The organism is Vibrio sp. SBT000027 (assembly GCF_963894355.1).
In the GTDB taxonomy this organism is placed as follows: domain Bacteria; phylum Pseudomonadota; class Gammaproteobacteria; order Enterobacterales; family Vibrionaceae; genus Vibrio; species Vibrio splendidus.
The window spans coordinates 995,705-1,016,551 of record NZ_CAWQGD010000001.1 but is presented as its reverse complement, the minus strand read 5'-3'; the positions used below and the strand labels follow the sequence as shown (position 1 = coordinate 1,016,551).

Here is a 20,847-nt window from a genome sequence, read left to right as displayed (position 1 = left end):
CTATTTAAATAATGCTAAAACAGCTAATAATGAGAAAAGGGCTCAACTCACTGTCGAGCCCTGCAATTTTTATATGATTCCTAAATTTTTACGTTCTGAACTCCAAAGTAAAAGTTAAAAACGATGTTGATATTGAACACCAAGCAAGAGAGCATCGGCAGTCACATCAGCAGTTATATTGGAACTCGTTCCTGGAATCGTCGTCAGGTTTTCGTCAATATCTTGTGATTCTCCGATGATAAATCCGACTCCAACGTCCACAGAACTGGCATCGGTGAAGTTATACGTCCCTCCGACTGTTAACCAGTGACGGTTAACATCAGGAATAGAGAGAGATGTGAGTTCGTCAGTTGGGGAAATGTCGTACATGTAACCCGCTCGTAGAACGATGTCTTTCGACATGGTGTACGTACCACCGACGGAAATATGTCCTGCATCTTTCCATTGATACTCTTTAATAGAGTCGTCATAAGAGTCAGATGTTAGCGAGTCAAATTCAGACCAGTTCACCCACTGCAAGCTGTAATGGAAAGCCCACTGTTCGTTGAGCTGGTGCCAACCGGAAAACTCTAGAGTGTCTGGTAGAGGTACGTTCATCTTGTCGGCAGGGACGCCGCCTTTGGTAATGTCACCTTCCACTTCGATATCTGGGCTGTAACGGTAACTAATACCAAACTTGTTATGTTCATTGACTTGGTAAGTCGCACCAACATTTGCACCCAGACCGAAACCGTCTGCATCTACATTTAACAAGTTTTGACGGTATATCTCTCCCTCGCCGTAAATAACATCTAGCCCTGCGCCCAAATTGATTTTTTCAGACAACTCGTAAGCCACAGCGAAACCAACATTGATACTGGAAAGCGCTGTTTTCCCTCCGAACTCATCCGCTTCGAACGACTCGTCAAACTCAACGTCAGTACCGAAATTGGAATGGACTGTTGCGCCCAAGGTAAACTTAGAACCTTCGATAGGATGCACATAATGAATGTTCGGAACTAATGTCCCTGCGTCTAATGATTGGTCATCTAACATTTCAGTATCACCAATCATTGGCGTGTAGCTAACACTCGACACATCAATACCACTATCGATATAGATAGCGCCGACAGAGAGTGTTGGTTGCTTTATGTAAGCCATCGCAGCGCTGTTCTTAGCCACAATTGCCGCACTATCGGCCATAACAGCATCACCCGCGAATGCACGGCCTAAACCCGTTGCTGATTGTGCGTTAAGTTGGAATCCTGCGGCGTTTGTTAAACAAGGAATGAGAGCAGCTGCGGTGCCCAATATGAGTTTATTCTTCATCTTGAGGCACCTCTGTTTCGATATGATCTTCGTTATTAATGACAACAAGCGAACCGTCAGTCATCACCATCGAAGCAACAGCTAATTGTTGGGTTGTCACGGCTTCACGTACATCTGCCATATTTTCGCCTGGCATACCCGGTAGGCCATTTTCATCAACGGGGCCTTCATAAGGAAACAAATACGTACCGTGTCCACCGGTTGTCGTTCTTATGACTCCACCGAGTTCGATCTGATCACGCTTTGTACCCGTTATTGGGTCTAAGCCAAGAGCAGTAATTAAGGGCTCTGTGCCAGTTCGAATATTATCTGGCGCGGTATTAGGAATTACGCTATCAGGAACGTAATCAACGCCAACGTCACAGGTTTCGCCGCAATCTCCAACTGCAGCTAATAAAAGAGTCGGTTGCTCAGCCTGAACTTGACGAGAGATGAAGCTAGCAGGGTCTGCACTATCAATTGTTGCTTGAACTCCTTGTTTAAGGTCTGTCACAACCAAATCGAAGATGTCGTTCTCTAGCTGACTAACAAGCAGCGCGTTATCAGATGAAAGCTCTACAAATTCTCTAAGAGCTTCAATGCACTGCTGATTTGTTGCCTCTATGGTACAGATATCAGGTATGACCGTTTCAGCAATGCCGCGCTGAACATCTGGGGATTTCTTAACCCCTTCTGACATTTCAGGACCTAAGGTTTGAGAAGACAGAACCAAATTGGTTAGCCCCTGCCCCGGAACAACAAAGTTCACGGTATTGAAAGCAAAGTCTGAGTTAGCCGTAAGTTCTCGAGACGCTTGACTGAATTCACTGACCATCACCGACATGATTCCACCCAACGATTGTCCAATTAAGTGGACATCATCTTTTTTCACCCAATCTTCTTGGCTTAGCGCATAACGAAGACCCAGAAAGTCAGAAACAGACTGCTGCAGGTTCGAACGAAGCGCCAAAGGGGAATCAATATTGATGAAGAACGCCTTGTTTGCTCGAGCACTAATTTCTACTCCTGTTTCTTCGTCATCATTAGGGTCCGTATCAGTGCTGTCATAGCGCATTCTTTCCCCGTGATACGGCATATCGATAGCAACAACGGCGTAACCTTTTTTTGTATATTCCGCAGCCATCAAAGAAGCAGTGCCGCGCTCCGCAGTAACACCGTGGATGAATATCGCAGTCGGGAACCCAATCGACGTATCTTTCGGTCTAGGTATATCACCATAATTAGGCAGGTAGATGTCAGCAGTTATGTCGAGGAATTCGACTACTTTAGGCTCTGGCATTGCTGCGGTAGGGAAACCACCTTCAGTATTGGTAATCCATTCATATAGCGGAGGACAGTTTTCTTTTGGATCAAACTCATCGATGATGCACTCAGATTCTCTTTCTTGAGTAAAAGGTAGATAAGACGGTATTCTTAACTTCTTTGAGTATTGGTTGTAATCACTATTAAACTCGTTAACCTTTTCAACACCATCTAAGAATTTAGTATGGAAATTAACGTGATTATTTCTCATCGCATCCAAGGGAGCATAAGAACTCTGAGTTTTAAATTGTGCCGCATATACAGGAATACCCTTCTCTGGATATAACGCATAATAGGAGTCAATAGCGCTTAATACTTGCTCTTGAAGAACTTCTTCTTTTTCGTTATTTAATGGAACTTCTGAATAAATCAAATCATCAAAGCTAGCATCTGATTTTAAAGGCTCATTAAATTCAGTTTTTACCCCATCCGTTACTACAATCGAATAAGTACGATTTTCGACTAAGCCTGATTCACATTGGATTTTAATATTGGAACCATCAGCTGATATTTGAGTGACAACTTCCTCACCTGTTAGGTCATCAATTAATACAACATTCCCGGCTAAGGTTTCGTTATTGAGTGGATAACGCTTATCAGAATTAACACTTTGTAGTGGAATTAAAATCGGTTCTGCACAAAGTCCCCAGCCGTCTAGGGCTGCGTATGAATTATTGTAGTCCTGATAATAAGCATCATTGGTCGATGACATTGCGGCAACGTCTTCACCGACTCCCGATATTGTTCCATCGTCGTCATACCCATAACCATCATTCGGTTTTGGTAATTCATTAATGTTGTAGGGAACCAATACCGAAACGGCATCTTGAGTCGAGTCTTCAGACTGACAGCCGAGTAAGGCAAGCGTAATTAGTCCACATATATATGGCTTATTGAAATCTTTCAAAACAGCTCCTTCGTAGCTTTCGCATTTAACTGGTGTGGTCATGCGATTTATCGTTATTTGAGTTGCCGATTGAGTCGGAGGTAAACTCGACTTTTATTCGCAGAGAGCAAGGCAACACAGAGTTGGAATGACACGTTGATAAAACTACGTAAGAAATTTGAGCAGTTAACCCACACCCACTAAATCAGCGTCACCCGTTAATGATCCAATAGCTACTAACGGCAAGCACCTGAAACCGCATTAAACAACCTCAAAAAGGTATATAAGGAAATCTAATTAGGTTAACAATCAACATAAATTCAGCTACTTAAACATCAAAGACGATGAAATCAGTAAGTTTATGTTTGTTGTAAGATTTGTTATATTTAGGTTAGAACGCTTATAACAATGAGAACCCAGATGTCTGCTGAATTTATTATCAATGATGATATACAGGTCAATTTAGAAGAGAGTGAAATCCATCACTTTAAGACGGGCCGTACCTACCCAATAGGTTCTAATGAATCAGAGCTGCTTAAGTTTTTTATCTCGAGACCTAATGAGGTGATCACTCGCCAAGTTCTTATTGAACAGGTGTGGGTGTCTAAGGGTATATACGTTGAAGATGGCAGCCTAATGCAGACCATCTCGATTTGCCGAAAAGCGTTAGAAGATAAGAGTGGGATGATCATCGTCACTGAGCGCGGTAAAGGCTACCGATTTGCAGGACAAGTGACACAAGACAAAGAACGCGCGCTGAGCAAAATTCAATCGCAACCCAAACAAGAAACGGAACAACCTGAAGACAACACAGCGACAGATAGCATCGCGACAGAAAATTCAACAACCGAGAAAACGGCCGCTACGAAAAAAACAAACAGTGTATTAGCACTGATTGCATTATTTGTAGTGACTGCGGGTTTATCCCATTATTTGTTTTCTTATTTAGATAGAAATAGCCTAGGCGAAGATCTCGTGGGTCAGCATTTTATCTCTTGTAAAATCGAATCCGACGAATTCACTTTTAACGAGTTATTCAACGTCACGCTTTATGAATATAAGGGACGAAAAATTATCATCGATAATTCAGGAAAATCTCTGAGCTTTCCAGCAGGATTTATAGGAGTGACTTGTGAATAACAAAACGAATACAGCAATTTTTGTGGTACTGCTTGGCGTATTAGTCGGCTGGCTTTCTACTTTTATTCCTAAATCACACCTTGAAGGACATTATTTAGCAAATACAGCATCAATTATTAACCCGTCCAATAATATGATTCATAACCAGTCTTCTATTAACATCGAATTTAAGAAGAATGACAGTTATGACCTATTATACGTGTCGACCAAGCAAGTCGGTTTTACGTCATCAGGATCTTACTCTGTCACTCAACACGACATCTCACTGGATGAGAACCAACACCAGCAAATCATCCCGAATCGCGAGTTGTCGTTTTACGAAAAAGTCATGATAAGTGAAGGTTCTACACTATCGTCTGACGCCATGCCTTACATTCCATTGAATAGAGAAGAGTTTTTACTGGTGACGCGTTATGGGATGATTCATTTTTGTAAGAAGGTAGTCTGCTCTGAGCTGTCAACGTATTCAAATGACATTCCTGACGTTGATATGAACTAAACTCACTCGCTATTTTTAACCCTAATTATATTTTAGTGCTAGCTTGTGTTTTAACGCTTACTTAGGCAAATAAGTAGGCGTTAAACGTCAGCAAGCGTCAAAGCTAAGATTCTCACCTCTTTACTCCGATAAATACCCACTTCGTTACACATTTCCTTCCAAAGTACAAAAAACACTCACGGTTTATAAAACAACGCATCCATATGCAACTAGAACAACCAAAAGTGATCCAAGTTATATTCTAACAAGCTACAAAATTTGTTTATTAACATCTGAATAACAGTAGTTAATCACGATTTACAACCACAATTAACATCGAAAAAAATGTTTGTCTTAGATCATATCAACCTCAACTATGCCTCGTGCCACAGTGCAGTTTTCTGTACATTCATTGTCATATTCTGAAACACTTTCTTATATTTTTTAAACTTTGTGGAGATTTCTATGTTAGAGCTCTTGATCGGATTAGTGATTACTATCGCTGTTGGTTACTTTATTGTGAAAGGCTATAAAGCAGCAGGCGTATTACTAACTGCTGGCCTTGCCCTACTTCTTATTACTGGCCTTATTGGTCACACAGTCTTACCAGCTAAGGTCGCTTCAACAGGTAACATGGTTACCGACTCACTAGAATTTGTTAAGTACATGCTTCAGTACCGTGGAGGCGGCCTAGGCATGCAAATCATGCTTCTTTGTGGTTTTGCTTCTTACATGACGCACATCGGCGCAAACAACGTGGTAGTGAAACAATTTTCTAAACCGCTTGCTGCTATCAAATCTCCATACGTTCTTCTTGTTGCGGCTTACATCGTAGCGTGTCTAATGTCTCTAGCAGTAAGTTCTGCAACAGGCCTTGGTGTGCTATTGATGGCTACCCTATTCCCAATGATGACGGCAATGGGTATTTCACGCCCGGCAGCGGTTGCAGTTTGTGCGTCACCTGCAGCAATCATTCTTTCACCAACCTCTGGTGATGTGGTTATTGCAGCTGAAAAATCAGGCATGTCTCTTGATGTGTTTGCCGTTCAAACGGTACTACCTGTTTCTATCTGTGCAATCATCGTGATGGCTGCGGCCGCTTTCTTCTGGAACAAGTATCTGGATAAGAAAGAAAACACACCAATGGAAAAAGTAGACGTTTCAGACATTGAAACAACGGCACCCGCTTTCTACGCTGCACTGCCATTCCTGCCTATCATCGGTGTATTCCTATTTAATGGCCGTACGATTCCAGGCCTTTCACTTGATATCTACACCATCGTCGTGGGCTCTATCTTCGTGGGCGCAATCATCGATTACGTTGTGAAGAAGTTCGACGGCGAAAAGACGCTAGAAGATCTAGACTCTTGCTACCAAGGCATGGCAGAAGCATTCAAAGGCGTGGTAATGCTGTTGGTTGCGGCGGGCGTATTTGCTCAAGGCCTAATGTCTATTGGTGCGATTGATAACCTAATCGGTCTTGCTGAGTCAGCTGGCGCCGGCGGCATCGCGTTAATGCTTATCCTAACGGGTCTAACGGTTGCAGCGGCTATCGCGACAGGTTCTGGTAACGCACCGTTCTATGCATTCGTAGAACTGGCTCCGTCACTGGCTGCGAAAATGGGCTTGAACCCTGCGTTCCTAATCATCCCAATGCTTCAAGCATCGAACCTAGGTCGTACCATCTCGCCAGTCTCTGGTGTAATTGTCGCGACATCTGGTATGGGTAAGATCAGCCCATTTGAAGTAGTAAAACGTACTTCTGTCCCTGTAATCTGTGGTCTTATCACGGTTATCTTCGGTACGCTTGTTCTAGTACCAATGGCAGCTTAATTGTCAGTAAAACAGACATGATTATTTGGATATAAAATGCCCTAACAAAAAGGCGCTGAACTTAATAAGTTCAGCGCCTTTTTTCATGTCACGTGTTCAAAATCATTAGAGGCTATTTAGATGCTAAATTAAAAGTAATCACGAGAAACTGTCGTTAAAACCTCGCGTTATTTGCCCCTAACATTTACAACCAACAGTACGGCTTGAAATAGTTTTATTTCAAAGGAACAAGCCCTACTTCATATCACCATAGCGTTCTAGGTACAGAACCGTTGCTGCAGTACGTGAAGGAACTTGTAGCTTTTTCAGCAAACTCTTCATATGTACCTTAACTGTCGATTCAGAAATGAACAGATGGTCTGCGATCTGCTTGTTGCGGTAACCTTTTGCAACTTCTTGAAGGATCTGCATTTCACGTTCAGTCAGTTGGTCGAAGATGTCGTTGCGGCTCTCAGCATCATTTAAGTAGCGAGATACAACACTGCTGTAGGCTTTGTCGCCATGGTGAGCTTGTTTCAGTAATTCGATAAGTTCATCGGGTTCAGTGTCTTTAAGCAAGTAACCATCAGCGCCCGCTTTTACAATTGCTTCAATATCTGCAGGGCTGTCAGAAACCGTTAGAATAACGATGTTAGCGCTTGAGCCATCAGTACGAAGTGCCTTTAACGTGTCAAGGCCAGACATGCCTTTCATATTAAGATCCAAAAGGATCAAATCAGGTTCTTCTTCATGGGCAAGAGCGACCGCTTCAGTACCGTTACTTGCTTCTGCAATCACTTCGAATTCATCTTCAAAGCTCAGTAATTGGCTTATACCTCTGCGCATCAATGGATGATCATCAACCAGCATTACTTTACAAATCGTCAACTTTAACTTCCTTCAAACTTTTATATTTCAATATGACTGTACAGCCTTCACCTTGAGCTGCTTCAATCGTTAAGTCGCCATTCAGTCTTGCCGCACGCTCCTGCATAATGCTCATCCCGTAGTGGTTCATCTTCGAACTACTTGGGTCAAAGCCATCTCCATTATCCTTAATCACGACGAATACTTCACCTTCCTCATCGATACAGCATACATCTATCAAGTCGGCATTGGCGTGTTTTATTGCGTTTATTGTTGCTTCACGAATCAATTGAAGCAAGTGAACCTGACTGTGCGCATCAAGCTCAATCGATGAAAGATTATTGGTTAGGTTAATCTTCGCTTCTGTTCTTTCGCTGAGTTCTTCAAGCATGGTGCTCAAAGCCTCTCCGAAGTTGCCCTCTTTTATGGTCAACCTGAATGTTGTGAGTAGCTCTCGTAACTGAGTATAGGCATCAGCCAAACCGTTACCGATTTCCGACGCTATTTGTTCCGACTGCTCTCGGTGTTGTTGCTCTGGCAGTTTGCCAATAACACGCTTCAGCAATGTCACTTGGATTTTCAAATACGACAGTGATTGAGCCAGTGAATCATGCAGTTCACGTGCAATTGTTGCACGCTCTTCCATAATAATAAGCTGCTCAGCTTTTTTTTGCGCACGATTATAATAGATAGCTCGCGATAAGAGTTGGATAAAACTCTCAATTAGCGTCCTGGTTGAATGGCCATGATGATATGAACAATATAAATAGCCCAAGATAAGCTCATTATCATCCAGCTTCATTTCAAATTTTTCATAGTCTAAGTTCGAGTCGTACCCTTCATCCATAATCAGTGAACGACCTGAGTTGTCTACAATCTCTAGCCTCAACGATTCGATGCCTTCTAAGCTCACGAGGTGTTGGAGGATTGCTCGGAAGTTCTCTGGGGCGATACGTGTTACGGTCAGCTCTTGTGAAGAGTGATACAACGCTTGGAGTGATTGGTTAGCATTTTGTAGCTCTATTGTCTTAGCATCCACAACGTCTTCAAGATTTCGATAGAGCGCACCCAAGTCTTTCGCCATTGAGTTAAATGTCTTGGTCAAAATACCCAGTTCGTTGTTGTTAGTGACCTTCAACTCGACTTCAAAATCACTGTTTTTGATTCGCTGACTGGCGCCAACGAGTGCATGTAACGGCTTAACAACTTGTTTACGGACAAAGTGAACAACAAAAAGAGATATGACGAGAATTCCACCTAAGCCAATACCACCAGCCCACGCCAACTTTATCAACTTATCTTCAGAGAACTCTTGCAGCTTAAAAACGAAGCCATCAATTTCAGTAACGAAGTTTTCAACTAATACGAGATAGTGCTTTCGATCTTCGCTGCTTAATACCTGTTTAAGCTCGTGCCAACGACCAATAATTAAATAGTAATCTTCGGTGATGTCTGTAGGAACTTCCCAACTGACCAAGTTGGCCATTGATGGGGAATAAAGAGAACTTTCGAATTCACGAATATGAGAATCATAATCAACTGATTCTATTTGAATATCATGCGCTAAACGATAGCTTTGCATACGCATTGAGCCGGCCACGTTAACCGCCTCTGCGTCGTTGAGACTTGACGCCAATGTGAAGATAGCAAAACCAGTAGTGGCAACCGAAAGGAGCAGTATGGACAGCAATGATTTAGCTATTGTACTCGTTACAGATGAAACTGGTTTAATAAGCAAAATCAAAATCCTGAAGGTATATAAGTGGCTGTCCGAAACCTATTGTCACACATCAAAAAACAGAGCTCCATTCAATATGTGACCAAACGCTTCGTAATTTATTGATCTAAGACAATATAGGATCCTATTTAGCCCTTAAGGGGTATTTATACAAATATTTCTAAAACTACACTACTTGTGAGGATAAATGACAAGATATTAACAAAACAATGATCTACAATTACAACATCTTAGCAACATTAGTAGGCATTTAGTGGTAGACCTATCGAGACGACGCCTATTTTCTAGGCGAAAAGTAGATTCAAGCCAGATTCGATTGCCTTGGATTAACAGCCTAGAAAGCTTTACAGATGACTGCACTCGTTGCGGTAAATGTATCGAAAATTGTGAGACTAAGATAATCATTGTAGGCGATGGTGGTTTTCCTACTGTCGACTATTCAAAAGACGAATGCACTTTTTGTTATCAATGTGCTGACGTTTGTCCTGAACCAATTTTTAAACCCAAGGAAGAAACTCCTTGGCAAGCAAAAGCAAGTATCTCTGATAAATGCTTAGCGCAACAAAATGTTGAATGCCGAAGCTGTGGTGACATGTGTGAACCTATGGCCATTCAATTTCAACTTAGAGCAGGCAGTGTTGCTCTACCAAAAATCGAGTTAGATGAGTGTAACGGTTGTGGAGCCTGCGTAGCAGTTTGCCCTACTTCAGCTATTCTTGTGAGTAATGCATAAAACAAAAATAACGAGAGCAATTTATGGCACTAAATGAAGTGCATATATCAAGTTTAGTCGTGCATGTGAGCCCAGAGCATCTAGACGAGATCAAAGCACAAATCGAGAAATTCGATAACGCAGAGATTTACGGCAGCAGCCCTGAAGGCAAAATCATAGTAGTCCTAGAAACCGAAAACCAAGGTTTTGTAACGGACACCATCGAAGAAATTAATAATATTACGAACGTTTTAGGCACAGCTTTGGTTTATCACCAAATCGAAACTGAGCTCGACGAAACGGATTTAGAAACTGGACGCAACAATTCTCAACTTGAGGGTGAAGTATGAAAATGACAAGACGCGCGTTTGTGAAAGCAAACGCAGCTGCATCAGCGGCAGCCGTTGCAGGTGTAACTCTGCCAGCAACAGCAACCAACCTGATTGCTAGCTCTGATCAAACAAAAATCACGTGGGATAAAGCGCCTTGTCGTTTTTGTGGTACGGGCTGTTCGGTACTAGTTGGTACTCAAAACGGTAAAGTGGTTGCGACTCAAGGCGACCCAGAAGCACCTGTAAACAAAGGCCTTAACTGTATTAAAGGCTACTTCCTTTCAAAAATCATGTACGGTAAAGACCGTCTTGAACAGCCTCTTCTTCGTATGAAAGACGGCGAGTTCCACAAAGATGGTGATTTTACACCAGTATCTTGGGACCAAGCTTTCGACGTAATGGCTGAGAAATGGAAAGCGGCTCTGAAAAAGAACGGTCCAACAGGTGTTGGTATGTTCGGTTCAGGCCAGTGGACTGTAATGGAAGGCTACGCAGCAGTTAAGCTGATGAAAGCCGGCTTCCGTTCAAACAACATCGATCCAAACGCTCGTCACTGTATGGCTTCTGCGGTAGGCGCATTCATGCGTACCTTCGGTATCGATGAGCCAATGGGCTGTTACGATGATTTTGAACACGCAGACGCATTCGTTCTGTGGGGTTCAAACATGGCAGAAATGCACCCAGTACTATGGACTCGTATTACAGACCGTCGTCTAAGCCACCCACACGTTAAAGTAAACGTATTGTCTACTTACTACCACCGTTCTTTTGAGCTTGCAGACACGGGTTACATCTTCGAACCTCAATCAGATCTAGCGATTGCTAACTTCATTGCTAACTACATCATTCAAAACGATGCGGTTAACTGGGATTTCGTGAACAAACACACGAACTTCAAACAAGCAACGACAGACATCGGTTACGGCCTTCGTGACGACGATCCACTACAGCAAGCCGCTGCGAACCCTAACTCAGGCAAAATGACTGATATCAGCTTCGAGAACTACAAAGCTTCTGTTGCTGAATACACCGTTGAGAAAGCGTCTGAAATGTCAGGTGTATCTCAAGATGACCTTATCAAGCTGGCTAAGCAATACGCGGATCCAAACATCAAAGTAATGTCACTTTGGACTATGGGTATGAACCAACATACTCGTGGTGTATGGATGAACAGCCTTGTGTACAACATCCACCTTCTAACAGGTAAGATTTCTACTCCAGGTAACAGCCCATTCTCACTAACTGGCCAACCATCTGCGTGTGGTACAGCTCGTGAAGTTGGTACGTTCTCTCACCGTCTACCGGCAGATATGGTGGTTGCTAACCCTAAACACCGTAAGATTGCAGAAGACATCTGGAAACTTCCAGAAGGCACTATCCCTGCTAAACCGGGTGCTCACGCTGTTGTTCAAGACCGTATGCTTAAAGACGGCAAGATCAATGCGTACTGGGTAATGTGTAACAACAACATGCAAGCTGGTCCAAACATCAACACTGAACGTCTACCAGGTTACCGTAACCCAGATAACTTCATTGTATGTTCTGACCCATACCCAACAGCAACAGCTCAAGCGGCTGACCTTATCCTTCCAACAGCAATGTGGATTGAGAAAGAAGGTGCTTACGGTAACGCAGAGCGTCGTACACAAGCATGGTACCAACAAGTGAAAACGGTAGGTGAAGCTAAGTCTGACCTATGGCAAATCATGGAGTTCTCTAAGCGCTTCACTATTGAAGAAGTTTGGGGCGAAGAACTGGTTGCGAAAATGCCTGAGTACCGTGGCAAAACCATGTACGACGTACTTTACAAAAACGGCAACGTTGATGCATTCCCACTGTCTGAAGCTCAAGAGCTTAACGACGATGCACAAGCTCAAGGCTTCTACGTTCAAAAAGGTCTATTCGAAGAGTACGCAGCCTTTGGTCGCGGCCACGGTCACGATTTAGCACCATACGATCGCTACCATCAAGTTCGTGGTCTACGTTGGCCTGTTGTTGACGGTAAAGAAACACTTTGGCGCTTTAAAGAAGGTTCAGATCCATACGCTAAGAAAGGTTCTGATTGGGATTTCTATGGCAAGCCAGATGGTAAAGCACTGATCATCAATGCTCCATACGAAGCGCCACCTGAAGTACCAAACGATGAATACGATATGTGGCTATGTACAGGTCGTGTTCTTGAGCACTGGCACACAGGTACTATGACTCGTCGTGTACCAGAACTTTACAAAGCAGTACCGGATGCACTTTGTTACATCCACCCTGCTGACGCTAAAGCTCGTGGCCTTCGCCGTGGTGATGAAGTTCTTATCGAAAACAAACGTGGTGAAGTACGCGTTCGTGTTGAAACTCGTGGTCGTAACCGTCCACCACAAGGCTTGGTATTCGTACCATTCTTTGATGCAAGAATTCTGATCAACAAGTTGATCTTGGATGCAACGGATCCTCTGTCTAAGCAGACGGATTACAAGAAGTGTCCAGTTAAGATCACTAAGGTTTCTTAAGCGCCAATCGCTTTTAGAACCTAGATACAAGATCTAACGTATTTAATATTGCGACTACTTTTTTCATCACTTTTTGAACGAAGTAGTCCACTCAAAGAATTAGCCTTTAGGCGGAGAAATTAACCATGAAAAAACTGATTACTGCCCTACTATCAGCTGGTCTTTTGCTAGCTGGTGCAGTTCAAGCTCAAGCTGAACTGGATAACCCAGGCGGCATTGGTGGCGTAGAATCTCTACGTGGTGCAAGTGAACTTGAAGCTACTCGCGCAGCGGATGACTTCAAAAAGTTCCCTCGTGACCAAGTACTTGAGAGTGACTACGTATACCAACCACCTCTAGTGCCTCATACTATTCGTAGCTATGAAGTTTCTCTTAACGCTAACAAGTGTCTTTCTTGCCACAGCTGGAAAAACGCAAAAGAAATGGGTGCTACTAAAGTGAGCGTAACTCACTACATGAACCGTGAAGATGCGGTACTTGCAGACGTATCACCTCGTCGTTACTTCTGTCTACAGTGTCACGTACCTCAAGCTAATGCTAAACCACTAGTTGAGAACGAGTTCAAACCTGTAGATTCACTGCGTTAATCGTAGCCAGACGGTAAGAGAGGCTATATATGATAAAATTACTTAAAGCGTTTTGGAAAAGACTCGCGACACCAAGTAAAGCAGCGGTAGGCGTTGTACTTTTCTTGGGTTTCGCTGGCGGTCTTTTATTCTGGGGTGCATTTAACACAGGTATGCAAGCAACCAACACGGAAGAGTTCTGTTCTGGTTGTCATGCGCCTATTGTTGCTGAAATCCAAGAAACAATTCACTACTCTAACCGCTCAGGCGTTCGTGCTATCTGTTCAGATTGTCACGTACCTCACGAGTGGACGGATAAAATTGTTCGTAAGGTTCAGGCATCTAAAGAGTTGTATGCGCACTTCATTGCGAAAACCATCGATACAGAAGAGAAGTTTAAAGCACGTCGTGCTCACCTTGCTGAACGTGAGTGGAAACGCATGAAAGGCAATGACTCACTTGAGTGTCGTAACTGTCACCAGTTCGATTACATGGACTTCTCAGAGCAGAGCCCTCGTAGTGCGAAACAACACTCAACTGCGCTAGCTTCTGGTGAAAAAACGTGTGTAGATTGCCACAAAGGTATCGCACATAAACTACCAGACATGCACGGCGTTGAAGGCTGGCAATAAGGAGCGATTGAATGAGTACTTTAGAAAGCGTAATTTGGCACATCCTAGGTTACAGCGCTATGCCAGTTATCATTCTTGGTGGCTTTGCAGGTGTTGCAGCCGTATCTCTTTGGCTTTTATCTATGACTAAAGACAAAGAAATCGATTAGAAATCGAAATTGCTTCAACTTAGGCCAATTATCTTTGGGATGAGTTGATACTAAAAAGCCACTGAATTCAGTGGCTTTTTTATTGTCTGGCATTTCTTACTTCTACTGTTAAGGTATTTCTACTGTTAAGTAAGAGGCAAAACGTTAAGCTTGGTTTTCCGAAGCTTCTGGATCGACGTTCTCTTTATCGACATCTTCTTTATCAACGATTGGCAGCACCTGTTTTACATAGTTACCCGGAGCCTTGCCAATCACAGGATGAAGCTCGGAACCTTGATTGAAAGGTTCTATTTTCTCGTCAGCTTCAAAGCCTTGTAACCATTGATCCCAGTGTGTCCACCATGAGCCTTCGTTGTGACTTGCGTTGTTTAGCCATTCGTCAGCAGAGTCGTCTAGGTTGTCGTTCAACCAGTAGCCGTATTTCTTTTTATCTGGATGGTTAACAATGCCTGCGATATGACCAGACTCGCCCAGAACAAACGTTTTGTTGCCACCCGTGTTCAATGCACCACGGTAAGTCCCTTGCCACAAAGCAATATGGTCTTCTTTGGCCGAGATAAAGTAGCTCGGAATTTTGATCTTATTCAAATCAATCCAAACACCGCCGACTTTCACGCCTTTGTCTTGAACCAGTTTGTTTTCAAGGTAGAGCTCTCGTAGCAAGAAGTTATGGCATTTAGCCGCGACGTTAGTGCTATCACTGTTCCAGTACAATAGATCAAACTCCATCGGGCTGCTGCCTTTGAGGTAGTTATCAATATAGTAGTTCCAGTATAAGCTGTTCTCTCGAAGCAAACTGAACGTCACGCTCAACGAGCGACCATCCATGTAGCCTTTCGCGTTGTTCTGTTTCTCAATCGCCTCGATTATCGTTTCATTGATGTACGCCCCAACCTCACCAGGCTGAGAGAAATCTAGTAACGTGGTAAAGAAGCTCGCCGTTTTTATGCGTTTCTTCATACGCTTAGCTGCATAGTAAGCCACCGTAGAAGCGAGTACCGTACCGCCAATGCAATAACCTGCCGCGTTGATTTGCTCTTTACCGGTAATGTCTTCAATAGCGGTAACCGCCTTAACAACACCTTCCGTGACATAGTCTCCGAATTCTTGATCTTTCTGAGCTTCACCCGGATTACGCCAAGACATCATAAATACGCTATGCCCTTGTTCGAGCAACCAACGTACCATCGAGTTCTTTTCACGAAGGTCGAGAATGTAGTACTTATTGATGAAAGGCGGAACGATCAACAATGGTGTCGCATTAACTTGTGGTGTCTTTGGGTGGTACTGAATCAGCTCAAACAGCTCGTTTTGAAAGACAACATCACCTTCAGTATTTGCAACATCAACACCTAATCGGAAAGCGTTATTGTTGGTCATGCGGATCTTAAGAATATCAGCACTCGCTTCCACGTCCGCTTGCAACTGCTCTAACCCATCAAGAAGGTTCTCGCCATTTCTCTCAAGAGTCAGTTTCATCAGTTCTGGATTGGTCGCGATAAAGTTGCTTGGGGACATTGCATTGATTGCCTGACGCGAAAAGAACGCAACACGCTCTTTGGTTTTCTCGTCAATGCCTTCAATCGAGTTGATGGTATCGATATAGCTTTTACTAAACAGCAAATAAGATTGCTTGATGAAGCTATAGAAAGGGTCGTTCTTCCATGCATCATCGATAAAACGCTTGTCACCACGATCTTCAGTGATAACGCTTTCAGTGTTACCCATCAGTGCTGCGTTTTGCCAGATTTGCAGTTGCTGTTCCCACCATTGGGATTGCAGCTGAAGTAGAACGGCTGGTTGGTTTGCGGCTTGCTCAAAAATTTTCGATGCATCCTCAAAATTCAATTCTTGCATCGCTTTATTTAGGGGAGATTGCGCGGCTTCCTTGTTTTGTTCAAAATTTTCCCACCATTGCTGGTTCGTTTGTTGAAGCTTAACAAGGTAGTCCGAAAAGAAGTGTTGAAACATAACATGACTCCAATAATCGGAAAATCGCCACCAAGCCGCACAGGCCAACCTGTACTAACTCGATGGCGACTAGTTTTATGCAGGTGTAACTGTTTTCAAGTTTTCAGTTGTTAGTGTTTCAACATCTTCTTTGAACTCTTTTGCAGCAGCTTGCATTTTTGAGCTATCACTCATCATCTGTTGAGACAATTGAGTGAGTGCCGTTAGTTGCTGACCGTTAAAAGCGGTAAGACTATTTACGTCTTTGATTTCACTGACTGCTTTCATTTGTGCAAGACCCATATCGGTATAAGTCTGCAAAGCATTCATTTGAAGTTCAGTCATTGTTTGAACGTTCTTTGCAACCAACTTATTGAATTTCAAGTACGGTTCGAACTGCTTTTCAGTTTGGTCTGTGATTGTTTTGAAAATATCCGTGTACATAAGTAACTCCTGGTGAATACATAGTTAGTGAAGAAATAGCTTAATAAAGAATTAGTTAAAAAATAAATAGCTTAAAAAACCAATTTAGATCGCCTGCGGCATGTCAGGTTCTAACCCTCAATACCTTTAAGCAAAACAGCGGTTCCCATTCCCCCGCCCACACAAAGCGAAGCAACACCATAATTGGTATGTTGCTCGATCATCTCGTGGATGAGTGAAACAATAATTCGGTTACCTGATGCCCCTAGAGGGTGACCAAGTGCGATAGCGCCACCGTTGACATTAACTTTAGATTTGAACGCTTCAAGCGGCAGGTCGTGTTGTTCAGACAACTGATACATCACGCCCAACGCCTGGGCAGCGAAAGCTTCATTCAACTCAAACAACTCGACTTCTTCTAAAGTTAAGTCCGCTTTGTCTAACGCTTTAGATACCGCTTCTACTGGGCCTAACCCCATGATTTTGGGATCTAAACCAGACTGCGCGTAGCTGCTCAGCTCTACCAGTGGTGTCAGGCCGTATTTCACGACCGCAGATTCAGACGCTAAGATGATGGCACTTGCGCCATCATTGATGCCTGACGCATTACCAGCGGTGACCGTTCCTTCTCGGTCGAAAGCTGGACGAAGCTTTTGTAGAGCTTCGAATGTCGCGTCTGACTTCGGATACTCATCGGTATCAAAAGTGACGGTTTGTCTGCGCTGCTTAACTTCTACAGGCACGATTTGCTCATTGAATTTGCCCGCTTCGATAGCGGCTACCGCCTTCTGCTGGCTTTCTAACGCGTAGTTATCTTGTGCGAGACGCGAAATATTCAAAGCGTTGGCGATGTTTTCAGCCGTCATGCCCATGTGATAATGATTGAACGCATCTGTTAATCCATCTCCAACCAGCAAGTCTTTCATAGAGATGTCACCCATCTTGTGCCCGTTGCGAATACTCGGTGGCACAACAAAAGGGATTTGAGACATCACCTCAACACCCGCCGCAATAACGACTTCAGCGTCTTGTGCTTTGATGTGCGCCGCTGCGTCCATCACCGACTTCATGCCGCTGCCGCAAATCATGTTCACACCGTATGCAGGTGTTTCCTCAGGTAACCCTGCATAGATGGAAGCCTGCCGTGCAACCCCCATACCTTGACCTGCCGAAATCACATTACCAACGATCACTTCATCAATCGCATCCAACGAAAGATCTACGGACTCCAACGCGCCTTTGATCGCAACGCCAGCCAACTCGCCCGCAGATACGTTTTTTAGCGACCCGGTGAATGCTCCAATAGGAGTACGCTTAGCCGCAACAATAAATACTTTTTCCATTATTCCATTCCCTTCAGTTTCGCCGATTAGTGCATGTACAAGCCGCCATTAACAGACAGTGTTTCGCCTGTAATGTACGCGCCAGATTCACTTGCTAAAAAGCCCACTGCGTCTGCAATTTCTACAGGTGTCGCTAAACGTTTCATTGGAATTTGGTTTTTAATTGAATCAAGTACTTCAGGCTTCATTTGCTCAACCATAGGGGTGCCGGTGTAGCCAGGGGCAACCACGTTTACCGTCACGCCGCTTCTAGCCCCCTCTGCTGCCAAGGCTTTTGAGAAACCAATCATTCCAGCTTTTGCTGCCGAGTAGTTAGTTTGTCCAAACTGACCTTTTAGGCCATTGACGGAAGAGATGTTGATGACTCGGCAGTTACCCTTTTCGCACATAGGTGCAAACAGAGGCTGTGTCACGTTGAAAAGGCTGTTGAGGTTAGTCTCAATCACCTCTTTCCACGCTTCGGCATCCATCTTTTTAAAAACGCTATCACGTGTAATACCGGCGTTATTGACCAGCACATCCACCGTGCCTTCTTCTTCTAACAACTTGCTTAAGCTCAGCGCGCATTCCGCAGTATTGGTAACATCTAATTCAAACAATCTCACTTGATCTTCAGTGAATTGTTTCTCGTTAAACCAATCCAGTGCACATTGGTAATTTCCAGTAAAATAAGTCGCGATAACACGATAACCGTCTGCAACTAATTTAGAGGAAATTGCTGAGCCGATACCGCCTTTTGACCCTGTAATTAAAGCAAGCTTTTTCATTAATGGTTCCATCCCTTACAAGCAATTAAATAACAATGATGTTAATAAGATAATGTCTTAGTTGATAATTAAAATTTACGTTTTGCTTTAATTAAACCCTACAACTCAAAATCAAAAATTATTATTACAAATAAAAAATATTTTCGTATTATGATTAAAAACTAGACTTCCATCCCAAAACCAATGAAATGTTACATGGATGTAAAGCGACATAATACTTTGATTTTAATAAGGTTTATTTAATTTCACTTTTATCACCAAGCAGGTAAGTCTTTGTTAATACGAGACAAACCTATATCTCTCAGCTTGTTTCAAGAAGAATGCAGTGTGGGAATTTGAAATGATTGATCATGAGAATAATAACGAAACTCTAATTAGCCATTAATAAATGGTTCCTTATCATTCTATATAAACCTCAATATAATTAGCGTTCTGGATTGGAAAGCTGAACATTATGAATAGATAAAAAAAGCCCATTCAATCTATGAGTGGGCTTAAGTAAACATTATTAACAAATAGGGCGTTGGATTCTACTTCGTAAATATTTCATTTGTATTTACATCTAAATAAATTTTATTTTCAAGCGATAGTCCGCCGCAATAAATAAAATAGACATCTCGGTCACTGTACTTCACCGATTTCACCCAACCACCTAACTCCTCGAAATCACTTGGGTCACATTCGCCATCCGAGATCAGCTCTGCAACCGTATTGCGGAACGTCTCTTTATGGAGCTTAAGATCGTCGGATTTAACCAAATATGAATCCAATATCTCTATGCTTTCTTTCTCGGAAATAATCACTTCATCATTAGATAGACCAGACATCGAAACCCATTCGGCTGTCTGTGGCCCGCCTTCTTTTAGAACGATGTAATCTGAGATACGAGCCCATTCGCCTTGTTTCTCTAACACTTCGACCTTTTCACCTTTATAGAGGTAATCTGTTATCAACCCATCAATTTCAGGCTGCTCTACCACTTCGAGCTTTCTATCTAAAACGTAAAATTCAGTCTGTTCTGGTTCAGGCTGAAGATCCATGATAGGTGCGAGGTCAGAATCTGACTGCTGAGCAACTTCTGCAGCTGGCTCTTCCATTTTCTCTGGTGGAATTGGATCTTTATTCATGACCAAGAAGTAATACGCCGCTCCTCCGCCCAATATTAACAACACAAGTAAAGCGATCAGCGCTTTTTTCATCAAATCCACCAGCTCTTCCGTTTTAGGTATCTTTCAAGTGTACATCAACTCATGCTGCTGCTCATCTATACTCTCTATAGAGAACGCAGTAAGTAGAGGAGAGTCATGAGTTTTTGGGTGAAGGTTATCATTGTGAGTGTACCTTTGAGTGCTAATGTCGCGCTAGCAAACCATTGTGACCGTGAAAACTGGCAAGTACTGTTGGACCGCCAACTCTCATTTGAAGGGCGGTATAACCAATACACTAAAGAATTCAACCAAGTTCTCTCAACCTATGAATCACAAACGCTGTTATCCAAACACTTCACCAAAAAGCAGATCATTGAACTTTGGGCAAAGTACGAACAAAGGTTTAATGTACAGCTCAATAGTCATATGAATACCGCTTACGATGTCTCTGAGGTTCTCTTAAAACAGGCATACGTTGTGTCTACCGAGCTAGATGGGGCGGAATCTCTAACGTATTCTTGGCAAGCCGTCGCTAAACATTGCACCAACGCAAAGCTACCGCGACAGACAGAAAGTGCGCAGGTGCATGTACAAAGCTCACAATCACTCTCGCAAGATCTCCATACGCTCAGTGAAAAGTTCCGTCAGCTGTCTTCAAAATACCGCAAAGAAGCCACGATGATTGACGAAGCACGCCACACAAACCAACCGACAAACGATGGCCCAAACTGAAAACATTACTAGGTTTCATCGCTTTATCGACTGGATTTTTCCGATAAATATGCTTCCC

Annotated in this window: 19 protein-coding genes; 10 read left to right on the top strand and 9 right to left on the bottom strand. The window is 43.1% G+C overall.

Annotated features, from left to right (window positions below):
• Window positions 1-114 precede the first annotated feature (114 nt).
• The gene (locus AACU28_RS04295) at window positions 115-1,308 is read right to left on the bottom strand and encodes an outer membrane protein transport protein (RefSeq protein ID WP_121602427.1); all 1,194 of its coding nucleotides are present in this window, start codon (window positions 1,306-1,308) and stop codon (window positions 115-117) included.
• The gene (locus AACU28_RS04290) at window positions 1,298-3,559 is read right to left on the bottom strand and encodes a lipase (RefSeq protein WP_121602426.1); all 2,262 of its coding nucleotides are present in this window, start codon (window positions 3,557-3,559) and stop codon (window positions 1,298-1,300) included. The genes AACU28_RS04295 and AACU28_RS04290 overlap by 11 nt, the downstream gene beginning before the upstream one ends.
• Window positions 3,560-3,916: 357 nt before the next feature.
• On the opposite strand from AACU28_RS04290, the gene AACU28_RS04285 reads away from it, so the two are divergent.
• The 3 genes from AACU28_RS04285 to dcuC all read left to right on the top strand — a co-directional run bounded on the left by AACU28_RS04285 (window position 3,917) and on the right by dcuC (window position 6,947).
• Window positions 3,917-4,636, top strand: a complete 720-nt coding sequence (locus AACU28_RS04285; RefSeq protein WP_121602425.1) for a winged helix-turn-helix domain-containing protein — start codon at window positions 3,917-3,919, stop codon at window positions 4,634-4,636.
• The gene (locus tag AACU28_RS04280; protein ID WP_004731312.1) at window positions 4,629-5,135 is read left to right on the top strand and encodes a hypothetical protein; all 507 of its coding nucleotides are present in this window, start codon (window positions 4,629-4,631) and stop codon (window positions 5,133-5,135) included. Before AACU28_RS04285 ends, AACU28_RS04280 begins: the two co-directional genes overlap by 8 nt.
• A gap of 444 nt (window positions 5,136-5,579) precedes the next feature.
• A complete protein-coding gene (gene dcuC / locus AACU28_RS04275; RefSeq protein WP_016785306.1) occupies window positions 5,580-6,947 on the top strand; it encodes an anaerobic C4-dicarboxylate transporter DcuC in 1,368 nt (455 codons plus the stop codon).
• Window positions 6,948-7,181: 234 nt separating this feature from the next.
• On the opposite strand, the gene AACU28_RS04270 is transcribed toward dcuC, so the two are convergent.
• Window positions 7,182-7,814, bottom strand: a complete 633-nt coding sequence (locus tag AACU28_RS04270; RefSeq protein WP_004731316.1) for a response regulator — start codon at window positions 7,812-7,814, stop codon at window positions 7,182-7,184.
• Window positions 7,801-9,531, bottom strand: coding sequence for a nitrate/nitrite two-component system sensor histidine kinase NarQ (gene narQ / locus AACU28_RS04265; protein ID WP_102491180.1), 1,731 nt, complete (start codon window positions 9,529-9,531; stop codon window positions 7,801-7,803). Before narQ ends, AACU28_RS04270 begins: the two co-directional genes overlap by 14 nt.
• A 253-nt stretch (window positions 9,532-9,784) precedes the next feature.
• Between narQ and napF the strand changes: the two genes are divergently transcribed.
• The 6 genes from napF (at window position 9,785) to AACU28_RS04235 (ending at window position 14,426) form a co-directional block, all read left to right on the top strand.
• On the top strand, window positions 9,785-10,264 hold the full coding sequence (gene napF, locus AACU28_RS04260) for a ferredoxin-type protein NapF (protein ID WP_017078318.1): 480 nt from the start codon (window positions 9,785-9,787) through the stop codon (window positions 10,262-10,264).
• Window positions 10,265-10,287: 23 nt separating this feature from the next.
• Complete coding sequence (locus tag AACU28_RS04255) at window positions 10,288-10,593, top strand: chaperone NapD (RefSeq protein ID WP_121602424.1); 306 nt, start codon at window positions 10,288-10,290, stop codon at window positions 10,591-10,593.
• A complete protein-coding gene (napA, locus tag AACU28_RS04250) occupies window positions 10,590-13,079 on the top strand; it encodes a periplasmic nitrate reductase subunit alpha (protein WP_108166383.1) in 2,490 nt (829 codons plus the stop codon). The genes AACU28_RS04255 and napA overlap by 4 nt, the downstream gene beginning before the upstream one ends.
• A 125-nt stretch (window positions 13,080-13,204) precedes the next feature.
• The gene (locus tag AACU28_RS04245) at window positions 13,205-13,666 is read left to right on the top strand and encodes a nitrate reductase cytochrome c-type subunit (protein ID WP_004731324.1); all 462 of its coding nucleotides are present in this window, start codon (window positions 13,205-13,207) and stop codon (window positions 13,664-13,666) included.
• Window positions 13,667-13,695: 29 nt separating this feature from the next.
• On the top strand, window positions 13,696-14,277 hold the full coding sequence (locus tag AACU28_RS04240; protein ID WP_017105877.1) for a NapC/NirT family cytochrome c: 582 nt from the start codon (window positions 13,696-13,698) through the stop codon (window positions 14,275-14,277).
• Between the two features lie 11 nt (window positions 14,278-14,288).
• Window positions 14,289-14,426 carry a TIGR02808 family protein gene (locus tag AACU28_RS04235; protein WP_004731329.1) on the top strand — a complete coding sequence of 46 codons (138 nt, stop codon included), beginning with the start codon at window positions 14,289-14,291 and terminating at the stop codon, window positions 14,424-14,426.
• A gap of 144 nt (window positions 14,427-14,570) precedes the next feature.
• Here the strand turns inward: AACU28_RS04235 and phaC are convergent, their stop codons facing one another.
• The 5 genes from phaC to AACU28_RS04210 all read right to left on the bottom strand — a co-directional run bounded on the left by phaC (window position 14,571) and on the right by AACU28_RS04210 (window position 20,117).
• On the bottom strand, window positions 14,571-16,397 hold the full coding sequence (phaC, locus tag AACU28_RS04230) for a class I poly(R)-hydroxyalkanoic acid synthase (RefSeq protein ID WP_121602423.1): 1,827 nt from the start codon (window positions 16,395-16,397) through the stop codon (window positions 14,571-14,573).
• A gap of 75 nt (window positions 16,398-16,472) precedes the next feature.
• A complete protein-coding gene (locus tag AACU28_RS04225) occupies window positions 16,473-16,820 on the bottom strand; it encodes a phasin family protein (RefSeq protein WP_004731353.1) in 348 nt (115 codons plus the stop codon).
• Between the two features lie 110 nt (window positions 16,821-16,930).
• On the bottom strand, window positions 16,931-18,142 hold the full coding sequence (locus AACU28_RS04220; RefSeq protein ID WP_121602422.1) for an acetyl-CoA C-acetyltransferase: 1,212 nt from the start codon (window positions 18,140-18,142) through the stop codon (window positions 16,931-16,933).
• 26 nt (window positions 18,143-18,168) lie between these two features.
• Window positions 18,169-18,909 carry an SDR family oxidoreductase gene (locus AACU28_RS04215; RefSeq protein WP_004731355.1) on the bottom strand — a complete coding sequence of 247 codons (741 nt, stop codon included), beginning with the start codon at window positions 18,907-18,909 and terminating at the stop codon, window positions 18,169-18,171.
• Between the two features lie 530 nt (window positions 18,910-19,439).
• Complete coding sequence (locus tag AACU28_RS04210; RefSeq protein ID WP_065682765.1) at window positions 19,440-20,117, bottom strand: SH3 domain-containing protein; 678 nt, start codon at window positions 20,115-20,117, stop codon at window positions 19,440-19,442.
• 96 nt (window positions 20,118-20,213) lie between these two features.
• On the opposite strand from AACU28_RS04210, the gene AACU28_RS04205 reads away from it, so the two are divergent.
• A complete protein-coding gene (locus AACU28_RS04205; protein WP_121602421.1) occupies window positions 20,214-20,789 on the top strand; it encodes a hypothetical protein in 576 nt (191 codons plus the stop codon).
• Window positions 20,790-20,847: the final 58 nt, after the last annotated feature.